This window comes from Rhizobium sp. 9140, assembly GCF_900067135.1.
In the GTDB taxonomy this organism is placed as follows: domain Bacteria; phylum Pseudomonadota; class Alphaproteobacteria; order Rhizobiales; family Rhizobiaceae; genus Ferranicluibacter.
In genome coordinates, this window is sequence record NZ_FJUR01000002.1 from 846,783 (window position 1) to 870,626 (window position 23,844).

A 23,844-nucleotide genomic window follows, 5' to 3' on the forward strand; every position below is an offset into this window, starting at 1 on the left:
AACCTGGAAAGAACTTTCTTTTAGCGAGTGCTATATGGTCGCGTGTCCGTGCTCGGCGCGGAGCAGGCACGTCATGCCGCAATGGCAGCGCTGAAGCCTCTGCTCGAACCTGCCGATCCGGGGGATGACTCATACCGAATTCCAAGCAGAAACTGTTCCCATTCCGTCCAATTTCCTCGTCGTGCCAATTTGCTTGACCGTGTCTCGCAGCCTTTGGACTTGGCGCAAATACTCCTCGGGTCACGGTCTGGTCTGCGCGCCGAGGCGATGACCGTGTGGGTATTGTCGCGTCATTCTAATACCAGTATAGATCCGAGAAATTTTTTCGAGGCCCGGTATCGGCAACGTCCACAGGTGAGGGAACAGGATGGGGGAGGATCTGCTCGCATTGATCGGAAGGGAGCTGAAGGCTGCGCCTCAGGGACAGCCGCTCTACAAACGGCTGAAGACGGCGATCGAGACCGTCATCCGCTCGAATACGGTCAGGGCCGGCGCTGTCCTGCCGGGAGAGCGAACGCTCGCGGACGCTCTGTCGCTTTCCCGCGTCACGGTCCGCAAGGCGCTCGCGCTTCTGGAGGAGGAACGGTTGCTCAATCGCCGTCACGGCTTCCGGACAGAGATCGGATCGCGCGTCGAGAAATCTCTTTCCACTTTGACCAGCTTTTCGGAGGATATCGTCGCGCGGGGATTGATACCCGGATGCATATGGCTTTCCAAGGAGATAGGCCGCCCGTCACCCGCCGAGATGATGGCCCTTGGCGTTGCGGGCAACAGCCAGATCCTGCGCATGAAGCGCATCAGGACGGCTGACGACGTCGCCATTGCGGTGGAGACCTCGACGGTTCCCATCCGGTTCATTCCCTCGGGCGACATGGTGGGCGCGTCGCTGTACGAGACGCTGGAAGCCCGCGGCTTCCTGCCGCAACGTGCCGTTCAACGCATGCGCTCGCGCGGTGCATCCGCGCAGGATGCCGTGCACCTTCACTGCGAGGTGGGCGCACCGTTGTTGATGACGGAGCGCAGGTGCTTCCTGACCGACGGTCAGATCGTCGAGTTTTGCGAGACCCGCTACAAGGGCGAGGTCTACGACTTCGTGTTCGAACTGCAGAGATGATACCAGTTTATAGCTGGTTGCCATCTGGTCTTTTCCGATTATCGTGATGCCGAACCGGAGTGTCGCGTGTGTTCGCCGAAGACCTGAAGAACAGCCTCATCGTCTCCTGCCAGCCGGTGCCCGATGGCCCGACGGACACGGCCGACTTTGTGGTCGGCTTTGCGAAGGCTGCCATCGATGCCGGCGCCCGGGCCTTGCGGATCGAGTCCGTGGCCTATGTCGCGGCCGTTCGGGCGGCGGTCACCGTTCCGATTATCGGGATCGTCAAGCGCGACCTCGACGACAGCGCCGTCCGCATCACGCCCTTTGTCTCAGATGCGGAGGCGCTGATGGCGGCAGGTGCCGACATCGTCGCTTTCGACGCCACCGACCGTCCCCGTCCGGCCTCCGTGAAGGCGCTCGTGCAGGCCGTCAAGGCGCGCGGCAAGCTGACGATGGCGGATTGTTCGAGCCTCGAGGATGCAAGACAGGCGCTGGCCGCCGGCGCCGATTTCGTCGGCACCACACTGTCGGGCTATGTCGGCGGTCCTGAGCCGGTCGATCCCGATCTCGACCTGATTGCGGCCATGCGCAGGCTGACCCCCTTCGTGATTGCTGAGGGGCGCATCCGCACGACCGAACAGGCGGCCGCGGCGGCACGGGCGGGGGCCTATGCCGTCGTCGTCGGTTCCGCCATCACCCGGACGGAGCATGTCACGGCCTGGTTCCGTGATGCGGTCACGTCGGCTTACGGGAGCAGGACCGATCAGGAGAATGCGGTGCTTGCCATCGACATCGGCGGCACGAAAACCATGGCGGCTCTGGTCGTCGGAGGCGAGGTGGTCGAGGACATCACGGTTCCCACCCGAAGAGAGGACGGCCCCGATGCATGGCTGGCGGGCATCGCGGAGGCCACACGATCCTGGGCGGGGCGCTACACGCGCGTCGGTATCGCGGTCACCGGCTTCATAGAGGATGGATGCTGGTCAGCCTTGAATGCGGCAACGCTGAATATTCCATATCGATATCCGCTGCTTAGGGGGGCGGCGGCCCTGTTCACCGTGCCGGTCCTTGCCGTCAACGATGCGCAGGCGGCGGCTTGGGGCGAGTACAGGTTCGGCGCCGGGGCTTCGGCGTCGCGCGACGGGCACGGCAACCTGGTCTTTCTCACGATCTCGACCGGCATTGGCGGCGGCATTGTGATCAACGGCCGGCCGCTTCAAGGGCTCGCCGGCCATTTCGGGCTCATCCGTGGCCCGTCTGCCGGCAAATCGCCGCTGGAAGACCTGACCTCGGGCCGTTGGATGGCCGCAGAGGCCGCCAAGCTCGGCCATGCGGCAACGGCGGCAGAGATTTTCACCTGGGCAGGCGAGGGGGCATCCTGGGCGAAGGAGATCGTCGCGCAATCCGCATTCCGCGCCGCGACGCTCTGCCGCGATATCCAGATGATGCTGGACCCCGGCGTGATCGTGATCGGCGGCGGCATCGGGCTTGCCGATGGCTATATCGAGCGCATGCGCCGTGCCTTCGACGGGATGGATGCGCGTGTGACGCCCCGGTTGGTGCCGGCGCTGCTCGGCAGCCGGGCGGGCGTCGTCGGCGTCGCAAGCCTTGCCGCGGAGATGCCTCAGAGGCAGACCTGACAGTAACTTCCATCAACGATAACAAAGGGAACGTAGATGACATCGAACAGGACATGCCTATCGGCGCTCGCCATGCTTCTCGCGAGCGTCGCGCTGCCCGCCACCTCGAACGCAACGGTGACGGTGCTCGGCTGGCCGGGCGGATCGGAGGAAACAGCCCTGCGTGCTGCTGTCGAAACCTATAACGGCACGTCCGGCCTTGCCGATGCCGACAAGGTGGAGCTGCTGTTCTTCAACCGCGAGGGTTTCTACGACAAGCTGCAGGCCGACATGGCAGCGGGCTCGACAGCTTTCGACATCAACCTCGTCGCCACCTACTCGATTGGGCGCTATGCGCCTTACATGGAGCCGATCGATCTCGGCAGCGAGGCCGCGAAGACGTTCGGCGATGCTGTGCTGAAGACGATGCAGTTCGAGGGCAAGCAATATGGCGTGCCGACCGATCTTTCGCTGCACTTCATGTACTACCGCAAGGACCTGATGGACGCCCTGATGCAGGACGAGGCGGGCAAGAAGAAATACGCCGAGATTTCGCAGCAATTTCTCGGCAAGGCGCTGCAACCGAAAGACCCGGACAGCTGGACCTGGGACGACTGGGCGGCGACCTCTCTCTATTTCTCCAAGCAGGTCAATTCCGAAAGCCCGGTGCGCTACGGCACGGTGCTTCAGATGAAGAACCTGCTGTTCAACATGATGGTGTTCCAATCCCTCCCGCGCGCCTATGGCGGCGACTGGACGGACAAGGACGGGAACGTGACGGTTGACAGCGATCCCTACCGGACCGGGCTCGAACTCTACAAGACGCTCTACGACGCCGGCGCATCGCCGAAGGACTCGCTCAGCTACGAATATCCGGAAACCAACGCCGCCTTCAGTTCGGGGCAGGCGGCAACCGCGCTGCAATGGAACGCTGCCGCGGCCGATCTGACGAACCCGGAAACCTCTCCGGCCGTGGCCGGGGTTACCGGCATCGTCGCGCCGCCCGCAGGCCCGAACGGCCGCGCCGACCATATTCACGGGCTCGGTCTCGGCCTGAACAAGAATGCCAAGAACAAGGAGGGTGCCACCCGGTTCCTGAAATGGCTGGCGACGGAGGAGGCGGCGCTCGCCTATGCCCGCAGCGGCGGTTCTCCCGCCCTCGTGCCGGAAGTGGTCGCCAAGGTTGCAGAGGCACGTCCCGACCTCGTCAAACTGGGCGCGTTCGCCAGCCAATACGGCTACGTCATGAACGGCGCAACGTCGGCGAACACGCTTTCGATCTACGAGCTTCAGGCAAAGGAATTCACCGGCTACTGGGCCGGTCAGCAAAGCCTCGACGAGGCCTTGGCAAACACCAAGTCCGGAATGCAGACCCTCCTCAAGAAGTGACGGCATCCCCCCGGGCGGCGCATTCATCGCGGCGCCCGGACCGTCCATGGATCGACATGATCATTGTACGACGCTCCGAGGGACTTGGCTTTCTGACGCCGCTGGTCGGCTTTCTCCTGCTGTTCCTTGGCTTTCCCGCCATCATCAACCTGGTCTATTCCGTCTCGACCGTGACGTTCGAGACGCTGCGCGCGCCGACGATCAGCGGCTTTGGCAACTATCTCGCCGTGCTTGCAGACAAGGATTTCTGGCGCGCAACATCCTTCTCTCTCCGCTTCGGCCTGCTGACGGCCATTGTCGAATGCCTGCTCGGCCTCTTCCTGGCGGTGTTCCTTGCGCCGCTTCTGACGAAGCGTCCCGTGCTGATGGCGCCATTGATGTTGCCATTGATGGTGGCGCCGGCGATGGTCGGCCTGATGTACCGGCTGGTGCTGCACGAGTTCGCGGGGCCGGTGCCCTACTATCTCTTCGAATGGTTCGGCGACAGTCCGGCCTTTCTCGACATCAACAACGCCTTCTGGACGTTGAGTGTCGTGGAAATCCTGCAATGGACGCCGTTCGCCTTCCTGCTGTTCTACATGGCCTATGTCGCCGTACCCAACGATATTCGCGAGGCCGCCGCCCTCGACGGCGCGTCGGGCTGGAAGGTGCTCTGGCTCATTGAACTGCCGCTGATGTTGCCGACGCTCGTCATCGCCTTCTTCATCCGGTTCATCGATGGCTTTCGCGTGTTCGACAATGTCTATGCCCTGACCGGCAGCGGCGCCGGCGGCTCCACGATGTCGCTTTCGATCTACATCTACCAGGCCTTCTTCAAGCAAGGGGCGATCGGCAAGGCCGTGGCTGCATCCGTGGTGCTGTTTCTGGCCTCTCTCGCCGTCCTCTCCATGCTGAACTGGCTGGCCGGCCGGCGGCGCAGGAGCTAGACCATGATGAAAACATTGCGCTGGATCGTCTTTGTCATCGCCGTTCTCGCGATGAACTTCCCCATCATCGTCACACTCGTCACGTCGTTCAAAGGCGCGCGCGAACTGTCCGTCAATCCCGGTCTCTGGATCGGCCAGCCGACGATCGAGAACTATCTGCGGATCCTCACGCAGACGGACCGGTTCAATATCTACGCCTATCTGTGGAACAGCACCGTCGCCGCGCTGATCGGAACGGGCTTTGCGATCCTACTCGCGTTTCCCGCCGCCTATGCCATTGCCAAGAGCGATGTCGGACGGCGGACGCTCCTGCCGATCGTCATCAACCTGCGCGCCGTGCCGCTGATCATCTTCGCGATCCCGCTCTACATGATGTATCAGTGGCTCGGGCTGCTCGACACCCAGCTCGGCCTCGGGCTGATCCTCACCATCGTCAACATACCGCTGGCCCTCGTGATCCTCGTCGATGCCATTTCCGACGTTCCGCTGGAGCTTGACGAGGCGGCAAGGATGGACGGCGCGAGTTCCTGGCAGATCATGACGCGGATCATTCGTCCCGTCGTCCGTCCGGCGCTGGTGACGACCTTCATTTTCGGCTTCATCACGGCCTGGAACGAGTTTCTCTTCGGGTTGATGCTGACCACCAGCCGCGCCGTCCCCGCAACCGTCGGCGCCTCGTTCTTCTTCGCCGCCAGCGGTGGCGGCGTCCAATGGGGAACAGCCTCCGCCGTCATGGTTCTCGGTGCCTTGCCACCCGTTCTCCTCGGCCTCGTCATGTACCGCCAAATCTCAGGCTCGATGATGGCGGGTGCGGTGAAGGGCTGACGGCGGATACAGCCGTTTCGAACCAGACGGAACGAGCATCACGTGTTCAGAAGCGAGCAATAAAAATAGCGTCTTTCCGACCATGGCGAAGAGCGTCCACTTGTGCTCCAAAGGTCGGAATGGACGCTGTCATGGAGGATAATGTGGAAAAAGCACTGGGATGGGGCATTCTGGCGACGGGATGGATTGCTGAACTGTTCACGCAGGACTTGATCGATGCAGGGCTTACTGTTGCCGCAGTGGGTTCGCGGAGCCCGGAAAAGGCGGCCGCTTTCGCTCAACGTTTCGGTATATCCAATGCTCACGGGAGTTATGAAGATCTGGTTGCCGACCCTGACGTCGATATCATCTATGTCGCGACGCCCCATCCCCAGCACGTCGCTGCAGCCCTGCTGGCACTCGATGCCGGTAAGCACATTCTGATCGAGAAGCCGTTCACGTTGAATGCCCCGGAAGCCCGGCAGATCGTTGAGCGCGCCGCATCGAAAAACCTTGTCGTCCTGGAGGCGATGTGGACGCGGTTTCTGCCGCACATGCGACGGGTTCATGAGGTCATCGATGCCGGGACGCTGGGAACTCTTCGCGCCGTGACGGCCGAGCACAAGCAGTCGCTGCCGACCGATCCGCACCATCGCCTGAACGCGCTGGACCTCGGAGGTGGTGCTCTGCTCGACCTCGGTATCTACCCGATCTCTTTTGCATTCGACATTCTGGGTCATCCAACGGAGGTCAAGGCGACGGCGCGGTTCAAAGACACGGGCGTCGATGCGGAGGTATCGACGGTCATGCAACATGCTAACGCCGCGATCTCCATGACAACGTCCGCTCTGGACTGCGCCGGGCCTAACACCGCCGTCATCTACGGCTCGAAGGCCCGCATCGAGATAGCATCCGTCTGGTATTCGCCGACCTCTTTTCGCGTCATCGACCATGAAGGCGCCATTCTGGAAGCGTTCACGGAAACGGTCAGCGGGCGTGGAATGCAGTTCCAGGCATTCGAGATGGAACGGCTTGTCCGGTCCGGTTCAACCTCCCAGGTGATGAAACCCGAAGAAACCATTGCCATCATGGAGACGCTGGATGAGGTCCGGCGTCAGATTGTCCTGGTGTACCCGTCGGAACAGGACATGTCGTAGAACGCGGTATCTCGGAACGGATTGTCGAACCGCGCCGGGTTTCAGTAAGGAGGTCTCCTCGGATTTCTCAAGCACATCATGTCCCATCCGCCATCGCATTATAGCGATAGGATTTTTGTCCCTCGCCAAGGCCGGAGGCCCGCAGCCGGGCTTCCAGATGAGGCATCATCGTCTCCACGGCGGCGCGGGCGGTGGCTTCCGCCGGAGTATCCTGGCGTTCGAGGATGGCGGCGATCTCGGTGAGGACGGCGTCGCGATCGATCGTGACGACCTTGCCGCCATCGACAACAAGGCGGCCGCCGACGAAGACCTGGTGGATGGCATGGCGGCCGCCGCGGTGGAGGAGCGCTTCGACGATCGGCGTTCGGGGATGTACGGCAGGCCGGGCGATTTTTCGGCGGTCCATCAGCAGGATATCGGCCTGCTGCCCGGGGACGAGCCGACCGGTGAAGCCGCCGAAGCCGACGGACCGGGCGCCGTGCTCGGTCGCCATCTGGAGGACGGCGGCTGCATCCGGTCGTTCGTTGAAGAGACCGGTCTCGCGGTGCAGCGCCCAGACCAGCTTCATTTCCAGCGTCATGTCGCGATCATCCGCGATGTTCGACTGGTCGATGCCGAGCGAAACGGGAATGCCGCGGCGGCGCATCTCGTTGACAGGAGCGATGCCGCTGCCGAGCCGCAGGCCCGACGAGGCGTTATGGCACAGGGTGCAGCCACAGTCCGCGATCAGGTCGAGATCTCCCCGGCTCATCCAGTTGCCATGGCCCAGCGTCAGTTCTGGCCCGAGGCATTCGATCGCCTTGAGGTGCTCGACGGCACTGTGGCCATAGCGCTTATGCGCAAAGTCCCGCTGCCGTTCGGTCTCCAGCAGGTGCATGTGCACGCTGCCGCCGGTCGTGCGCGCCGTCTCCACGATGGTTTGCAGGCACGGATCGCTGCACCAGTGCAGGTTGGCGGGTGCAAGGTTGATGCGGACATGGTCGCCGTTGGCGGGCAGCCAGCGGTCGCGCAGGTCTTTGTAGAAATCCATGAGCTCGGAAATGGGGATGGCAGCAGCAGCGAGCTTCGGGGCGATCCAGTCGCGGACATCTGCGGGAAGCCCGGCCAATACTTCGGCATCGTCGTCATAGCCGAGGATATTGCGGTCGCGGATCATGAAGCAGAAACCGGCCCGCATGCCGATCTCGCCATAGGCGGACAGCGTGGCGTCGGCCGTTGCCGTCCAGCTGTCCGGCGTGCCGGAAAGGCCGCTGTTGATGTGCTGCACGGTCGTCGTGCCGCTTTCCAGCATCTCGATCGCCGAGTAGAGCGTATCGAGCCGGGTATCGACAGCCCGCATGGCACGGAATTGCGGCAGCCAGAGTTCGAGCGGCGCGAACGGAATGCCCTGCATCAGCGGCGTCACGCCGAAATGGTGGTGAGCGTTGACGAGCCCCGGCATGGCGATCATGTCGCGGGAGCCGTAGCGCGGCAGGTGATCCTGGCCGTAGCCGACGGCCTCCAGCGGCCCGATCTGGGCAATCACGCCGCGATCGACGCGAATGCCGACATCATGTCGCATCTGCATACCGCCATCCGCATCGAGCCCGGTCAGCACGGTGCCGGCCTCGATGATGCAGTCGGAAACGGGCGATCGCGCGGGCAAGGTCATCGATAGTCTCCGATCATCCCGAGACGACGGGCGGCCACCACCCTGTAGAGCGGATCGCCATAGGCAGCCATCTCTTCGAAAGCGGAAAAGGCAAGGCTGATATCGTGTTCGTCATAACTCTCGGCGGCAGCGGCGTGGATGTCGGCCCAATCGGGCGCGGGCAGGTGGCGCCAGCGGTCGAGTGCCGTCGCATCCGGCAAAACGGGGAAGCCCAGTTCACCCATGAGCGCGGCTATGCCCTGCCAGAAGACCCGCAGCATCGTGTCCGTCGTCGCGGCATCGCAATGTGCGGAAACGAGGCGGATCCAGTGCAGTCCGGTGAGGGCGTGCAGCGCCGCAAAATGCTGGGTTCCGGCAAAAAGTGCGAGCGCCGTGCCTGCCATGCGCCGCATCGTGTCCGGCCCGATCTCCAGCCAGTCGACCACCGGCTGGAAGGCGGGCACGGCGGCAGCATCGCGCATGTTCTGCCAGAGGAGATCGTGCAGCGGCAGACCGTGCAGCGGTGCAATTTCCGCCGTGAGCGCCAACACCTCCGCCGGGTCGGCGGTCCGGGGTCTCTCCCCGGTCGCTGCGGGAAGCGGCAGATATGTGGCGGCCCAGTAGCCGAGCGCGACGGCGACGGCATCGGGGTCCTGTTCCAGGACGCCATACGCCGTGCGCATCAGCGCGTGGAAAGCGCTTGCCGCAATGCCGGGGGCAAGCTGCGGGAGATAGTGCCGCAAGGCGCCATCGAGCCCGAGACGCGAGACTTCACCCACGAAGAACAAACGCAGCTCCGGCTCGCTCTGCCGCTCGCCGAGAAGGGATGCCCATGTTTCGACGGTGAGATGCGATCGGGCCTGCGGAAAGGGCAGGAGCTTCTTCGTGTCGCGATAGTAGGAGAAGAACGTGCGCAGTGCATGCGGCTTTCCGCCGATGCGGGCAAGCGCAACCAGCACCATGGGTGCGTGGTTGGCGAAGGTGCGGTCGAACTCCGAGCCCCAATGCGGCATCTCCGCCATCAGGGCGGCGATCTCGTCCCCGGCGGTTTCCTGAAGGGTCATCGTTCTGTCTCCGGTATCGGTGCCTCGGTGGGCGTGTCGGTGAAGATCGGCAGCATCGCTCACACCTTTTGCGAAAAACGTGTGTCGGGCGTCAGGCGCGCGAGGTCGAACGCCGCGGTGGCGGAGACGAGCCCGACGAGGGCCTCTGCCGCGCGGCGCAGCACGGTCTCGCCCTTTGCCGCCGTGGCATTGGCCGCATTGCCGCAGACGCCGGCGGCATGCAGGTCCTGCGCCTGCCAGCCGAAGCCGACCGCGCCCTCGGCCGTCAGCGGGCTGCCAGAGCGCTCGATCTCCACCGTCAGCGGCACGAAGTCTTCGGCAAGGTCCATCGCGACCCGCCCGGGCGCGATCGCCAGCATCATGCTGGTCTCGATATCGCCGCCATGGATGCCGTGGGCGATTTCGGCCGTTGAGAACAGGTCGTCGATGGCGGTGATCCGGAACCAGGAGCATCCGACCGCCAGCATGCCGAGGTCACGGCGGATGTCCCGGCAGGCGATATCCATCAGCGCGATCTGGCCACCATGGGAATTGAAGAAAAGGATCCGGCGAACCCCGGCGCGGTGCACGCTTTCCGCCAGATCCAGCCAGACACGACGCAGCGTTTCGCCGGAAATGGCGAGCGTTCCGGGAAAGGCGATGTGCTCGTCCGATTTGCCGACGGTCATGGCCGGGAGGATCAGCACGTCGGCGTCGTCATTTAGAATGGCTGCGAAGCGGTCGAGGATCGCCGCATTGATGGCGGCATCGACATGGACGGGAAGATGCGGCCCATGCTGCTCGATCGCCGCGATCGGCAGGATCGCCACGGTATTTGCAAAATCACGCTCGGCGAATTCCGCTGTCGTCAGGTCCTGCCAGAGAAACGAACGGGTCATCGCACCGCCTCCGTTTCAAGGGCCGCCAGACGCGCCTCGAAGTCGTCTGCCACCGGGAGATCGACCGAGGCATAACGCTCGAGCGCCGGCAGGATCGCCTGTTCCTGATCGAGAAGCAGGCGACGCAGCACGCCGCGCACCAGCCGGGGAACGGCGTGGCGATGACCACTGATCGAGGTGGAGTGCGGCCCCTGGCTGACGAAGCTCGCGCTGTTGAAGGCAAAGACGCGACCGACCCAGGCGTCATCCTCGTGCTTCGGCAGGAAGCCGTAGAAGGCATCGAGATAGGGCAGGCGTGCCAGGCGCTCGTCCGCCTCGTCGTCCGGCGGCGTGTAGCGTTCGCCCCAGAGCGCGATGCGGTCAGACAGGCTCTTCAGTTCAGGCCGGGCCGGCAGATCGACGGCCATGCCGGTCGCCAGCAGCAGGTGATCGAATATGAGCACGCCATAGGGCGTGGTCACGCGGATGGCCTCTTCCGTTTCCCGAACGTCGAGCCAGGGCGTTGCCGGACGAAGGCGGAAGCCGGGCAGGGCCATCGCGGTCTCGAAGCTGCGCACCGGTGGCGGCTGGTCGTTCTTGCGGAAGAACCGGGCGATCTGCCAGCGGGTCGTGTCGGAGAGGTCGGGATAATGCGTCATCATCCCCGGCGTCTCGATGGCGCGGTGCGGATTGGTGCGCGGCAGCCGCGGACGGCGAAAACACAGATCGACGGAAGCAGCACCGGCCGAAAGCGCCTTGATGGCATTGTCGAAGGCGGAGGCGCCATGGCCGAGCACGCCGACGCGCTTGCCTTTCAGGCGGGCGAAATCCACCGGCCCGTTGGTGTGATCGTAGCGGCCCTTGTCCAGACTGTCGGAGACGAAGGCCGGAACCCGCCAGGCGCCGGCGCCGTCGAACCCGGTCGCCAGCACGACGGCGCGTGCCAGCGTCCGGTTGACCGTCCCCCGGCAGAGGCTGGTCACCACGATCAGGTCGCCATCCGCCGCGACGTCGAGGACCTGCGTTTCGCTGGTGATCGTAATATCGAAGACGCCGGCATACCAGTCGAGATAGGCCTTCCAGTCGGTGCGCGGAATGCGCGGCAGATCCGCCCAGGCGGCCACGCCGTACCGCGTTTCGAACCAGCGGCGCACCGAGAGATTGGGCACGTTGAATTCGTTGCCCACCTGCGTTTTCGGCGTGCGCAGTTCCTCCATCCGGGCAAAGGTCAGCCATGGCCCTTCCAGACCGGCGGGTGCGCTGTCGAGGACGCGCACGTCGGCAAGGCCCTCCCACTTCAGTCCGGCTGCCAGGGTCACCCCCGACTGGCCGCCGCCGACGATGATGACATCGGCAACGGCGCCGGACGCATGACCGTCGAGGGGTGCGAGCCAGCCGGGCGCCGGATATCCGAGGGCGGCAAGATCCGCGCGCGCGGCCTGTTCCAGGTCATCAAGGGTGGCTGGCGTGGCGGTGATGGGGGAGATGATCATTCGGGGTCTCGCATGGGAGAGGCACGGCGGCGAAGGCGGCGGCGGTTCAATTCGGTCAGGGCGACGATGACGGCTGTCAACACGAGGACGGAGACCTGCATGGCGTTGAGGTCGGGCTTGAGCTCCCGCCGGAATTCCGACGCGACCACCAGAGACAGTGGCTGCGTCCGGCCCGCCAGAAACATCGAGATCGTGAGGTCGGCGAGCGAGAGGATGACGCTTATGGAGTAGGCGGCCCCGAGCGCGCCGCTCAACTGCGGCAGGAGCACGCGACGAAAGCTCTGCCATGGTGTTGCGCCGAGATCGCGCGCCGCTTCCTCCAGCCGCGGATCGAGGCGGATCAGCACGGCGGCGATGATCGTGGTGGCAAAGGGAACGGCGACCAGCGTCTGCGCCGCAATCAGCGCCGTTGCGCCCCGCCCGAGCCCCACCCAGTTCATCAGCATCGCCTGCGCGATGGAGAGCACCGTCTTCGGCACCAGAAAGGGAAGAATGACGAGGACGACGAGAACCGCGCGAAGCCGCAGTCCCGGTGCCGTCAGGGCAAGCGCTGCCATCAGCCCGATGAGCGCGCCGAGAATGCCGACGGGCTGCGCGATCAGGAAGCTGGTCAGGAATCCTTCGAGAAAGGCCCGGTTGCCGAAGAGGTCCGCGTACCAGGCAAGCGTGAACCCGCTCAACGGGAAGGCCATAAGGCTGGAGGCATTGAACGAGAAGATCGCGAGCACGACGATCGGCAGGTAGAAGAAGCCGACGCCGAGCGCCAGCACGAGGGAGACGGTCCGGCTCATGGCAGGCGCCCCGCAAAGACGGCCCGCGCACCCCGCATGCGCAGGAGCAGCCCCGCCATCAGCGTGGCGCAGCCAAAAAGCACGATAAGAAGGCCGAGCGCGAGAGCCGAGGCGAGCGGCCAGTCGAAGGCGGTGCCGAAGAGGTTGTCGATCATTGCCATGGGGGTCGCGCCGGAGGTGCCGCCCAGCAGGCTCGGCGTCAGCATGTCGCCGGCGGCAAGCGCAAAGACGGCGAAGAGCCCGACGGCAAGCCCCGGCGTCGTCAGCGGCAGGATCACCTTGGTAAAGGCCTCGACCGGACGGGCGCCAAGATCGCGTGCCGCCTCGATCAATCTGTTATCGACCAGCTCCACCGAGATCCAGATCGCCAGAACCATGAAGGGCAGGTTGTTGTAGAGCAGCACGAGATGCGTGGTGAAGGGCGAGAACAGCAGGAACTTCAGCGGCGCATCGATCAGGCCGAGACCCTTGAGAACCGCGTTGACGAGACCTTCCGAACCGAGCACGATCCGCCAGGCATAGATGCGCACGATCTCGCCGGTGTAGAGCGGCGTGAGAAGGACGATGTTGGCGATGCCCTTCCAGACGACCGGCAGGCGGGCCATGGCCAGCGCCAGCGGGTAGCCGACAAGTGCCGCGAGGCCTGAGGTAACGAGGCCGGACAGGACGGCCTTGCCGATCAGAAAGGCGAAGACCGGATTGGACAGGATCTGGCCCCAGCTGTGGCCGGAAAGGTCGGGCACCATCTCGAAGGCGTCCATGTCCACCGTGAAAACGCTGAAGACGAGAAGCAGACCGAGCGGCAGGACGCAGCCGAGCCCGAGGGCGAGCGCCACGGGAAAAGCGAGATGGGCGCGGGAAAACGGCATGCTCATCCCTCCGCGCTGGTGATGAAGGCGCGGGCTCTGTCGTGTTCGAGCCCGATGTCGGTGCCGGGATCAAGGGCCGTGTCGCTCATGAAGCGCAGCAGGCAGCCATGGCTTTCCGCTTCGATCAGGAACCGGTCGCCGCGGAAGACGACATGCTGCACGCGGGCTCGCAGGGCCGAGGGTGCGGCGGAGACCTGCAGGTGTTCCGGCCGGATGACGAGCGTGGCGTCCGCCCCGATCTGCAGCCCCTCGATCGCCGGCGCTTGCACGAGGCCGAGCGGCGTATCGAGTGTTGCATTCGCCAGCATATCGCGCCGGCTCGTTGCCACGATCTTTCCAGGGACGAGGCTTGCCGAGCCGATGAAATCGGCGACGAATGCGCTGGCCGGCTGTGCATAGAGCGTCAGCGGATCGGCCTCCTGAACGATGCGGCCCTTGTTCATGACCACGACGATATCGGACAGGGCGAAAGCCTCGTCCTGATCGTGCGTGACATAGACGAAGGCGATGCCGAGCCGGCGTTGCAGGTCCTTCAGCTCGATCTGGAGGTGGCCGCGCATCTTCCGGTCGAGGGCCGACAGGGGTTCGTCGAGGAGGAGCATGTGCGGTTCCGCGATGATGGCGCGGGCCACGGCCACGCGCTGCTGCTGCCCGCCGGACAGCTGGTGAGGGTATCGCGCGCCGAAATCCCCCATGTGAACGGCATCGAGCGCGCGTTTCACACGAGCGGACGGATCGCCCGACCCCCGCCGCAAGGTGAGCGAGAACGCGACGTTCTGAAACACCGTCAGATGCGGGAACAGGGCATAGCTCTGGAAAACGGTATTGACGGGCCGGCGCTCCGGCGGCACACCCTTGAGAGGGCGCCCGTCGAGGACGAGCGATCCCGCATCCGGGGTCTCGAAGCCGGCGATCATCCGCAGGATCGTCGTCTTGCCGCAGCCCGATGGCCCAAGCAGCGTGGTGAAGGCCCGCTCGGGTATATCGAGATCGACCCCGTCGACGGCGTGGCCCTTGCCGTAGGATTTTACGAGGCCGCGGGCCGACAGGATCAGGCCCGCTTCGGGCTTGACGGACGTATGCTCCGGCATGGTCAGCTTGCCTTGACCTCGTTCCAGATCTTCAGCCAGTCGGAGTAATTGTCGGGCGCGACCGGCCACATGAAGGACTTCATCACCTCCATGTCATCCACGAAGATCGCGGCCTGCTGCTCCTTCGTCAGATCGTCGCGGATGATCGAGGAGGTCGTCGCGTAATTGCCGATCCGGGCGATCTCGGTCGCATATTGCGCGCCGAGCAGATAGTCGGCGAACTTCAGGGCAAGCTCGGTCTTCTCGGGCGAAAGCGAGGCGGGCATGCCGAAGCAGTCGCACCAGCCCATGATGCCGGCCTTCGGCTTGGCCATCCCCATGGGAAGCTTTCCCTTCAATTCGTCATAAGGGACGCGCCAGGAGAAGGCGCAGGACACCTCGCCTGTGGCAAAGAGGTTGGTGAGGTCGCCGATCGTCTGCCAGTAGGTCCGCAGCAGCGGCTTCTGCGCGACGAGAAGCTTCTTGGCTTCCGCCAGTTCCTTCGCATCCATCACGAACACCTTGTCGCGCGGCACGCCGGCCACGAGCCCGGCGATCGCGATGGATTCCAGCGCATAATCGCGCATGGCGAGTTGCCCGGAATATTTCGGATCGAACAGCGTCGTATAGTCCGGCTCCTTGTCGAACTTGTCGGTGCGATAGACGAGCGGATTGAGACCCCAGAGATAGGGGACGGCGAAGAGCTTGCCGCTGTCGTCCAGCACCTTCGGCGTCGTCTTGAAGACATCGTACATGCGGGCGGCATTGGGAAGCTTGGAAAGATCGATCTCCTTGAGGAGGCCGGCCTTGATATAGCGCCAGCTACCGTTGAGCGAGGGGTTGATCATGTCCCAGTCGGAGGCCGAGCCGGTCTTCAGGGCCGCGAACTGCGCATCCTCGCTGGAGAGGAAGGAGAGCTTGATCCGGGCGCCGGTCTCCTTCTCGAAAGCGGCGACATATTCCGGATGACCGTTGGATTCCCACGTCGCCCAGACGAGTTCGGAAACGGCGGCGCGCGCAGCACTCGTCGAACCCAGAATGCTGGCAGCCGTTCCCGCAGCCAAGCCCGCCAGTATGTCCCGTCGTGTCAGTCCCTGCCGCATCGTCTCACCTCTTGCCGGTTTCTTTTGCACTGCGGCAAGTGTGCGTTTTTTGAGCACGAACGCCTATAACGAGATCGCAATAGACACTATTGCGGCTTTGCGAAGAGGGTATCAGAGAGGGACGAGGCATGTCTCCGTTGCCACGCGATCCAGCGCGCGGACGTCGGCTGCCACCGACTTGATCATCTGGCGCAGCCAGGCATGGTCCGGCGAATGATGCTTGCAATCGTGCCAGAGCATATAGAACGTCATCTGCCCGAGCTCTGTCGGCGCATCCAGCACCGCAAAGGGGAAAGCCTGGGCGATCTGCTCGGCGAAATGCCGGCCCGTGGTGAACACGAGGTCGGACTGGGCGACGACATAAGGCGCGATGGCGTATTCTGGTACGGTCACGCCGATCCGCCGCTTCAGGCCGAGCTCGATCAGCCGCCCGTCGATGGGGCTGAGATGCGCGCGCTTGTCGGAGGTCGGCGAAAGATGGTTTTCCCGAAGAAATTCCTCCATCCCGATGCGGTCGCGCCGACCGGCGAAACGGTGACTCGACCGCACGACGCAGACGATATCGGTCGTCAGAAGCGTCGACATTCTCAAGTGTTCAGGCGGATGAGGCCAGTTCCCGATCACGGCATCGATGGTGCCGTCGGCCAGCTGTGCAAGGAAATCCTCATAGCTCGGCAGCGGGCAGACATCGATATTGACCGAAGGGGCGACCCGGGCGATGCGTCCCACGAGCGGCGGCAAAAAGACGGTGCCGAGGCAGTTGGCAGCAACGATACGGAAGGTCCGCTTCGACGTTGCGGGATCGAAGGTGGGGTGCGGCGCGAGCTGTGCATCGATCGTCCCCAGTATATCCCGGATGCTGTCCCGCATCGCAAGTCCGCGCTCCGTCGGCACCAGCGTGCTGCCCGAGCGTACGAGAAGAGGGTCATCGAGAAGCTCGCGCAGTTTGCGCAATGTCAGGCTGACGGTCGGTTGCGCCTGCCCCAGAAGCTCGGCCGTCCTGGAAACGCTGCATTCCGTCAGGAGCAGCAGCAAAGTCCGCATCAGCCGGACATCGAGCGATCCACTTGCCTGTGTCGTCATGGCCTGTCGCTTTCATTGGAGGGACATGCCATCGAGAGGCATTTTTCGTGCCACGTGGGAGGGAGGCTGCTTATGCGGGTGAGAGTGGGCGGTCGCAGCATCGGGGGAAGAGTCTGCCACTTGGACGACCGGCTCGGTCCGCTTTGTTCCTACCAGATACGCTCAGACAGAACCGCGTCGAAGGCAACGTTCATGGAAATGAAACCGCAATGTTCCAGGCGTGTCTGAGCCGCGAGCAGCCGGTCCCAAGGGTCCCGGTGATCCCAATCGAAGCTGGCCGCAAGTTCGGCATGCAGATCGGTGATGGCGAGTGTTTGCAATCCGCTTGCCATAACGGCAGCGCGCAGTTCCTGCGGTTTCAGACTGAGCTTTTTCAACCGCATCTTGTTGTCGAGTTCGTAGAAGGTGACGGCACTCACGAGAACCATGTTTGTCTTGTCCTCGATGATCGAACGCGCCGTACGGGAAAGGCGGTCACTACCGATCGTCCACCAGTAGACCGCGTGGCTGTCGAGCAGAATCTTCATCGCGTGTGGCTGTTCTCTTCGGGCTTGCCCTGGAAGATGCCGACATCGTCACTCCATTCGCCCGCATCGATCGCGGCCTGTTCGAGATCGATATCATCGAACAAAGTATCCGGCAGCCCACGCTGACGCAGTAGGCCGAACGGGCGCTTTCCGCCGTCAGGAGGTCCGATGCGTGCATAAACTTGGCTACCGCGCATGATGACAATCGCCTCGCCTCGGCTGGCACGTTCAAGCACCTCGGCAAAATTCTTGCGAGCTTCGCTAATCTTGTAGCTGGTCTGCGGCACCGAGGGCTCCATCATCACGATCGGTGCGCACGATATCTTGGCTCTATGATGCGTACAATCAACTTGTACCTTTTGAAGGTGGCTCATGGACGCTCTTCGCAGGATTGGTTGAAGCGTTGTCCCGCAACATTGCCTTACCCAGGCATTGACCCAGGTGAGAGACCATGACGGCCGTCATCCGCTACGTGAGCAGCATGTCGAAATCCTCCTCTGTCATGGCGAGGGTCGGCTGGCCGTCATGGTCGAACAGGCTGGCGGCCAGCGCGCGCTTTTTCTCCTTGAGCACGTCCATCTTTTCCTCGATCGTATCGACGGCAACCAGCCGGTAGACGAAAACCGGCTTGTCCTGGCCGATCCGGTGTGCGCGGTCGATGGCCTGTTCTTCCACCGCCGGGTTCCACCAGGGATCATAAAGGATCACGGTGTCGGCCGCCGTCAGGTTCAGCCCGACGCCGCCGGCCTTGAGGCTGATGAGGAAGACCGGCACCTTTGCCTCCTGGAAAGACGCGACCTGCGTTCCTCGGTCGACCGTATCGCCGGTGAGCAGGGCATAGGCGATGCCGGCATCGTCCAGCTGCCGTCGGATCAGGTCGAGCATGGATGTGAACTGGGAGAACACGATGACTTTGCGGCCCTCGTCCACCAGACCGGCGAGCAACTCCATCAATCGCTCTAGCTTGGCCGATCCTGCCTGCGCCGATGACGATCCTTTCGTCCGGGCGAGATTCAGCAGACGCGGATCGCAACAGGCCTGACGCAGCTTCAAGAGAGCATCCAGAATGACGATATGGCTGCGGGCAAGGCCTTTCTCGGCGATGGCGGCCTGAACCTTCGCATGCATCGCCATACGGATCGACTCGTAGATCGCGCGCTGACCGCTCGTAAACGCCACCTTTTCGGTGATCACGGTTTTCGGCGGCAGATCGCTTGCGACCTCTTCCTTGGTGCGACGGAGCAGGAACGGCTTGATCCGCCCCGCGAGCAGCCGTGCCCGCGCCGTATCGCCCTTCTTTTCGATCGGCGTCCGCCAGGTGCGGGTGAAACTCTTCAGATCGCCGAGAAATCCCGGCGCGATAAAGTGAAACAGCGACCATACTTCGCCGAGGTGGTTTTCCAGCGGGGTTCCCGTCAGGCAGAAGCGATGCGGCGATTTGAGCGCGTGGACCAGTTTCGTCGTCGCCGCATTGGCGTTCTTGATCACCTGCGCCTCGTCGAGGAAGATCATGCTCCAGTCGCGGCCGGCCAGAACCGCCTGGTCGCGTGCCAGCAGCGGATAGGTCGTGAGCACCAGATCGACCGTGTCCATGCTGTCGAAATGCTGCTTGCGGTCTGCCCCATGCAGAACGAGAAGGGACAGATCCGGCACGAACTTCGCAGCCTCCATCGCCCAGTTGGTCATAAGGCTGGTGGGGGCGATGACCAGAACCGGGCCGGACAGCCGCCCGGCCGCCTTTTCGATGGCGATCAGCCCGAGCGCCTGGACGGTTTTGCCGAGCCCCATATCGTCGGCGAGGATGCCCCCGAGCCCGGCATCCTTCAGAAAGGCCAGCCATGCGAGACCCTGGGCCTGGTAGGGACGCAATGTCGCGCCGAACCCGGCTGGCAGCGCGACATCGGGTATCCCATGGTGATCGCGCAGTTTTCGGCCCAGGGCGCGCACCCCGTCGCCGCCCTGCCAGAGCACGCCGGCGCCGGCGACCTCCTCCAGCTCGGCGAGGCTTGCCGCATCGAGCGACGACAGCCGCAGCTGCCCGTTCGCACCCACGCCGCCCGCCAGATTGAAGAGATCGAACAGTGTTCGGATCAGCGGCAAAAGGCTGCCGACCGGCACCGCCAGCACCTGTCCGTCCGGTAGCGGTATAAAGAGCGGCTCGTCGTCTTCGAGCAATTCAAGCGTCTGCGGCTCGATCTTCGTCAGCAGCCGGACCAGCGGGCCGATCAGATCCAGCCGCTGGCCTGCGACCATCACGCCGAGGTCGAGTTCGAACCAGTCGAGGCCCGAGCCCTGGCCAAGGCGTGCCTCGAAAGTCCCATCGCTCCGCAGCAACTGATAGGGAAAATCCGGCGCAATCTCGATCCGCCAGCCCTGTCGCTCCAGGGCCGGGATCTCCTGGTACAGTGCGTCATACCAGCCAGTGTCGCCCTCATCCGGCAAAAAATCCTTCTGGCTGGCGGCGGGCACGCCACCGCGAACCCTTGGCGCCGGCAGGAAACCGGCCAGGCGCAACTGGTTCATCGCCGCTTTTTCTGTCCGTGCGTTTCGATGGACCTCGACAGGCGTCAGGCCGTTCATTTGCAGGACGATGGCCTCCGCGCGACTGGCCGCCACCTCCCACGTGCCGTACCGAAAGGCGAGACGGGCGATGCCGACGGCTTCGGTCTGCCCATATGTGTAGAAGCCCGGGCGATGGGGGATGGGCATCTGGACCGTCATCAGTTGCAGGACGGGCTGGAACGGCCCCGTGACGATCTCGGCTTGCGCCAGCTGCGGCGGTGCTGCCGTCGCCAGTCTCTCGCCGGATGCGCGCAGGTGCGCGGCAACGAGGGGAAGCTGGGCTGCCGGAATATCCGGACCATCCAGCATCTCGTAAGCGACCGTGGGTGCAAGCGCGGTCTCGATGCGGCCGACGACACCGGCTCTGGTATCGATGTAGACGGGCGGCGTGGCGTTGAGGCAAACGCATGCTTCCGTCAGCGACGGATCGTCGAACTGCATGGCGGCGCGCAACGATCCGCCCTGTCCCGGTTCCCAGCGAACGTGGCCGAGGACTGCCGCACCCGCCGAAAGGTCGATGCCGTCGAGCGTCATCCAGCGGGCGCGGCCGGTGGCAAGGATCTGATCGAGAATCTCCGCGCCACGCTCTGTCGTCAGCGCGAAGTCATGGCCAAGCACCGCCGAACGTGGAATCGATATCATCTCCGCCAGGATTTTCCGGTCGGCATTGCGCAGGAATTTCGCCTCGGAACGATTCTGCCAGTTCTGCAGGTTGTAACTGGTCGAGGTCGGCGACATCGTTCCGTCTTTCAGGGTCCGTCCGGACCGGATCTCCAGTCGCAGGCGCGGCATGCCCGTGCGGCCCCGCTCCGGCGACAGGACATAGATCAATCGTTGCGGAAGGTCGGCGTTGCCACCCTGGTTCCGAGCATCGACCTGGCGCAGGCGGTCGAGCCAGTCGGCAACGGCCGGCGACAATTGCGATGGGGCCGGCTGCGACGGGCGCGGTGCGTCCGGTGCAACCGCGGTGCGCGCGGCCGCGGACATTCCCGATGCCGTAGGCGGCATGGGCGGCATCACCCCCGTCGATGAAGCCGTCTTCGTCGCCATTGCCAATCCATGCAGAAGGCTTGCTGCAACATGTTTGCAGTTGAAGGCGACGGGGCAGGAGCAATCCCCCTCGATAACCGACCCGCTTCTCTCGTTTGCCCCGATGAAAATGCTCAAACGATACGGTCTGCGGTCCGATCCCTGCACCTGCGCGGCAATGCCGTCATCGCCGTCCCACTGAAATGCAATGACGCGTCGCTGGCGCTGATAGGCTTTCCCTGCCGAGAAAGCGTTTGCGCCGACCGCGCGCAGGATATCGCTCTCAGAATATGTCATGTGGCCGTTTCACTCGAAATGCTGGAGTCGGGTCATGATGCAATATGGACCATGGAATGTGAACCGATGCTTTTACGGATGAACCTTGGGAATGACAGCTCCGCTGCCCCCGCCGGGTCCATTCGGGACCGACCCCGCCGCCGGCAAGCTGATGGCCGACATCGTCACCGGACGCAATCCAATCGTCAACCGATGCCGAAGGCAAGTTCGTTGCCGCTCTCGCCGCCGAAGTGCCATCCGTCGAAAGTGGCGGCATTTCCGCCGACGGCCTGACCTGGAAGGTGACACTTCGTTATGATGGCAAATGGCACGACGGCAAGCCGTTCACAGCCGAAGACGTTCGGGCTTGTTGCAATCTATGTCTTCGCGCTGAAGCTCAAATGGCTGCCTGCCGGCCGGGATATCGCAGCCCGCCTCTTCAACGCCGGGCGCATCTCGCTCTCGGTCGGCTTCTTTGCGATGGTGCTGCCAACGGCGGCCGCGATGATCCTGTCGGAATGCCACAAAGCGATAGGAGAGGCTGTGTAAAAAACGAGCAGAAAATATATTTGACTAAAATCGATGCTTGCCTTAGCGTCACATCAACAAATGGCGTTTTACGCCGCTGGCAATCAGGCCCCGAACACCGCTCAACGCGGTTCGGGGCTTTTTTGTTTTCAGCGGCCTTGATGCGGATGGTGGGACGTAAACAGTACACGCTTGGATCAAGAAAGGAGCTTCCTGCAAATGTCTCTGAATATCGTGCCGGTCTCCATCCTTTATTCGACCACAGGCCCTTATGCGGCTGTCGGCCGCGAAGCGGTGAGCGGAGCAATGGCGGCGGTCGCAGAGATCAATTCAGATCCCGCCTATGGCTTTTCAATTGCCGCGAAGATCGACGATCCTTGCGGTCGGGCGGAGGCCTATGCCAGTCTGGGCCAGTCCGCGATCCGCAATTACCGCTGTCGACACGTCATCGGCACTCTCACCTCTTGGAGCCGCAAGGATCTGCTGCCGGTCGTGGAGCGTAACGGAGCACTTCTGTGGTACGCCTTTCCCTATGAAGGCTATGAGGCAAGCGACAGCGTCGTCTATCTCGGCCCCTGTCCGAACCAGCACCTGCTGCCTTTGTTCGATTATGTCCTGCCGCGCCACGGTCGCCGGCCATTTATTGTCGGCTCGAACTACATTTGGGGTTGGGAGATCAGTCGCATCGCCCGGGAAATCACCGAGGCTTCAGGAGGTCAGGTTGTTGCGGATCGCTACGTACCGCTCGGCTCCACAGAGGTCGATCATCTCGTCACGGAAATCCAGCAGAAGAAGCCAGACTTCATTCTCAGCAATCTGGTCGGCCAGTCGGCAACGGCCTTTATCGAGGCTTACGGCGCCTTTCGCAAAAGCCAGCCTGATGCGCCGCCGATTGTTGCCTGCAATCTGTCGGAGAGCGATCTCGATGGTCTGAGCCCCGAGGCGAGATGCGGCCACGTGACGACGTCGATCTATTTCGATCGGCTGGAAACGCCTGAGAATCGAGTCTTCAAGACGCGTATGGCCGCGCGTCAGGGTGCCGGCCGGATTGTCTCGACACCCTTCATGTCGGCGTATATGGCGATGTCGATCCTTGCTCGGTCAATTGCCGATGCCGGCTCGGATGCACCAGAGGCCGTACGAAGCATCGCGACATCCAGGCTGTTCGACACGCCTGTGGGGCCGATCGGGATTGATCCCCGCACTCATCACGCGGCATTCCGGCCGCATCTGGGTCTATCAGACGAAGACGGTGGCTTTACCCTGCTCCAGAGTGCCAACGAGGTCATCACGGCCGATCCCTATCTCGTTCGCTCCTTGATGAAGAGGGTGAACGCCGCCCATCCGGTACCATTAACGGTGGTCAAATGACGCGCCGGAACAGACCACCTCTCGCGCAATGGCGCGCTGTCATCCTCCATCGCGATCATCCGTCTGTCGATGCGCTGCGACGGCAACTTGAACTCCTGCAAATCCACGTGACGCTCTGCTGGCCGCATCTGGACGAAAGCCTGGTGCAAGCCGATGTGATCTTCTTCGATGCCGACATGGGACATGACGGTCAATTCCCATGGCCGCGGGGGTTTGCGCCGATGCCGATGATCGCGCTGATCGGTTCGGAAGCGCCGGGAAGGATCGAATGGGCGCTGGATCAAGGCTCGAACGCGCATCTCCTCAAACCCATCGGCTCGACCGGCGCCTACAGCGCGCTCCTGATCGCATCCCACGCCTACGAGCAGGTTCGCGCGCAGGCCGACAATATTCGCGTGCTGGAAGACCGGCTGCGCCAGCGCCCGATCGTCGTGCGTGCCATCCTGCACCTGCTCCAGAACGAAGGCGGCGGCGAGGCCGCGGCATGGAAGCGCCTGCGCTCCGTCGCAATGGACTGGGGCATGACCATCGAAGATGCGGCCGAGGCCATCTGCCGCAATGACAAACGCACCCGTAGCGGTGCGTGAACATGGATGAGGA

The 23,844-nt window shown here is 63.3% G+C and carries 20 protein-coding genes and 2 pseudogenes; 10 read left to right on the forward strand and 12 right to left on the reverse strand.

What is annotated here, in order from left to right:
- The first annotated feature begins 367 nt into the window (after window positions 1-367).
- The 6 genes from GA0004734_RS21265 to GA0004734_RS21290 all read left to right on the forward strand — a co-directional run bounded on the left by GA0004734_RS21265 (window position 368) and on the right by GA0004734_RS21290 (window position 6,991).
- A complete protein-coding gene (locus GA0004734_RS21265) occupies window positions 368-1,114 on the forward strand; it encodes a GntR family transcriptional regulator (protein WP_092937707.1) in 747 nt (248 codons plus the stop codon).
- A gap of 68 nt (window positions 1,115-1,182) precedes the next feature.
- Window positions 1,183-2,736, forward strand: a complete 1,554-nt coding sequence (locus tag GA0004734_RS21270; RefSeq protein ID WP_092937709.1) for a putative N-acetylmannosamine-6-phosphate 2-epimerase — start codon at window positions 1,183-1,185, stop codon at window positions 2,734-2,736.
- Window positions 2,737-2,772: 36 nt separating this feature from the next.
- Window positions 2,773-4,104 (forward strand): extracellular solute-binding protein, encoded by a 1,332-nt coding sequence (locus GA0004734_RS21275; protein ID WP_092937711.1) that lies wholly within the window; start codon window positions 2,773-2,775, stop codon window positions 4,102-4,104.
- A 56-nt stretch (window positions 4,105-4,160) separates the two neighbouring features.
- A complete protein-coding gene (locus GA0004734_RS21280; protein WP_092937713.1) occupies window positions 4,161-5,030 on the forward strand; it encodes a carbohydrate ABC transporter permease in 870 nt (289 codons plus the stop codon).
- A gap of 3 nt (window positions 5,031-5,033) precedes the next feature.
- Complete coding sequence (locus GA0004734_RS21285) at window positions 5,034-5,855, forward strand: carbohydrate ABC transporter permease (protein WP_092937716.1); 822 nt, start codon at window positions 5,034-5,036, stop codon at window positions 5,853-5,855.
- Window positions 5,856-5,986: 131 nt separating this feature from the next.
- Window positions 5,987-6,991, forward strand: coding sequence for a Gfo/Idh/MocA family protein (locus GA0004734_RS21290; RefSeq protein ID WP_092937718.1), 1,005 nt, complete (start codon window positions 5,987-5,989; stop codon window positions 6,989-6,991).
- A gap of 76 nt (window positions 6,992-7,067) precedes the next feature.
- On the opposite strand, the gene GA0004734_RS21295 is transcribed toward GA0004734_RS21290, so the two are convergent.
- The 12 genes from GA0004734_RS21295 to GA0004734_RS21350 form a co-directional block, all read right to left on the reverse strand.
- Window positions 7,068-8,642: an amidohydrolase family protein gene (locus GA0004734_RS21295; RefSeq protein ID WP_092937720.1), complete on the reverse strand. Its 1,575-nt coding sequence runs from the start codon at window positions 8,640-8,642 to the stop codon at window positions 7,068-7,070.
- Complete coding sequence (locus GA0004734_RS21300) at window positions 8,639-9,685, reverse strand: questin oxidase family protein (protein WP_092937722.1); 1,047 nt, start codon at window positions 9,683-9,685, stop codon at window positions 8,639-8,641. The genes GA0004734_RS21295 and GA0004734_RS21300 overlap by 4 nt, the downstream gene beginning before the upstream one ends.
- Window positions 9,686-9,744: 59 nt before the next feature.
- Window positions 9,745-10,563 (reverse strand): creatininase family protein, encoded by an 819-nt coding sequence (locus tag GA0004734_RS21305; RefSeq protein ID WP_092937724.1) that lies wholly within the window; start codon window positions 10,561-10,563, stop codon window positions 9,745-9,747.
- Window positions 10,560-12,035, reverse strand: coding sequence for an NAD(P)-binding domain-containing protein (locus GA0004734_RS21310; RefSeq protein WP_092937726.1), 1,476 nt, complete (start codon window positions 12,033-12,035; stop codon window positions 10,560-10,562). Before GA0004734_RS21310 ends, GA0004734_RS21305 begins: the two co-directional genes overlap by 4 nt.
- Complete coding sequence (locus GA0004734_RS21315; RefSeq protein WP_092937728.1) at window positions 12,032-12,826, reverse strand: ABC transporter permease; 795 nt, start codon at window positions 12,824-12,826, stop codon at window positions 12,032-12,034. Before GA0004734_RS21315 ends, GA0004734_RS21310 begins: the two co-directional genes overlap by 4 nt.
- Window positions 12,823-13,695, reverse strand: coding sequence for an ABC transporter permease (locus tag GA0004734_RS21320; protein WP_245292569.1), 873 nt, complete (start codon window positions 13,693-13,695; stop codon window positions 12,823-12,825). The genes GA0004734_RS21315 and GA0004734_RS21320 overlap by 4 nt, the downstream gene beginning before the upstream one ends.
- Before the next feature lie 2 nt (window positions 13,696-13,697).
- On the reverse strand, window positions 13,698-14,786 hold the full coding sequence (locus GA0004734_RS21325) for an ABC transporter ATP-binding protein (protein WP_092937732.1): 1,089 nt from the start codon (window positions 14,784-14,786) through the stop codon (window positions 13,698-13,700).
- 2 nt (window positions 14,787-14,788) lie between these two features.
- Window positions 14,789-15,868, reverse strand: a complete 1,080-nt coding sequence (locus tag GA0004734_RS21330; protein ID WP_245292570.1) for an ABC transporter substrate-binding protein — start codon at window positions 15,866-15,868, stop codon at window positions 14,789-14,791.
- A gap of 111 nt (window positions 15,869-15,979) precedes the next feature.
- The gene (locus GA0004734_RS21335) at window positions 15,980-16,951 is read right to left on the reverse strand and encodes a LysR family transcriptional regulator (RefSeq protein WP_092937734.1); all 972 of its coding nucleotides are present in this window, start codon (window positions 16,949-16,951) and stop codon (window positions 15,980-15,982) included.
- 149 nt (window positions 16,952-17,100) lie between these two features.
- Complete coding sequence (locus tag GA0004734_RS21340) at window positions 17,101-17,478, reverse strand: type II toxin-antitoxin system VapC family toxin (RefSeq protein WP_092937736.1); 378 nt, start codon at window positions 17,476-17,478, stop codon at window positions 17,101-17,103.
- Window positions 17,475-17,765 carry a type II toxin-antitoxin system Phd/YefM family antitoxin gene (locus tag GA0004734_RS21345; RefSeq protein ID WP_092938278.1) on the reverse strand — a complete coding sequence of 97 codons (291 nt, stop codon included), beginning with the start codon at window positions 17,763-17,765 and terminating at the stop codon, window positions 17,475-17,477. Before GA0004734_RS21345 ends, GA0004734_RS21340 begins: the two co-directional genes overlap by 4 nt.
- A 181-nt stretch (window positions 17,766-17,946) precedes the next feature.
- The gene (locus GA0004734_RS21350) at window positions 17,947-21,366 is read right to left on the reverse strand and encodes a DEAD/DEAH box helicase (RefSeq protein WP_092937738.1); all 3,420 of its coding nucleotides are present in this window, start codon (window positions 21,364-21,366) and stop codon (window positions 17,947-17,949) included.
- 191 nt (window positions 21,367-21,557) lie between these two features.
- Between GA0004734_RS21350 and GA0004734_RS21355 the strand changes: the two are divergent.
- From GA0004734_RS21355 to GA0004734_RS21370, 4 genes and pseudogenes are all read left to right on the forward strand, one after another.
- Window positions 21,558-21,710, forward strand: a pseudogene (locus GA0004734_RS21355) (ABC transporter substrate-binding protein); the annotation flags it as partial.
- Between the two features lie 43 nt (window positions 21,711-21,753).
- Window positions 21,754-21,840: pseudogene (locus GA0004734_RS26315) on the forward strand (peptide ABC transporter permease); the annotation flags it as partial.
- 252 nt (window positions 21,841-22,092) lie between these two features.
- Window positions 22,093-23,244, forward strand: a complete 1,152-nt coding sequence (locus GA0004734_RS21365) for a transporter substrate-binding protein (protein WP_092937742.1) — start codon at window positions 22,093-22,095, stop codon at window positions 23,242-23,244.
- Complete coding sequence (locus GA0004734_RS21370) at window positions 23,241-23,831, forward strand: ANTAR domain-containing response regulator (RefSeq protein WP_092937744.1); 591 nt, start codon at window positions 23,241-23,243, stop codon at window positions 23,829-23,831. Before GA0004734_RS21365 ends, GA0004734_RS21370 begins: the two co-directional genes overlap by 4 nt.
- Window positions 23,832-23,844 lie beyond the last annotated feature (13 nt).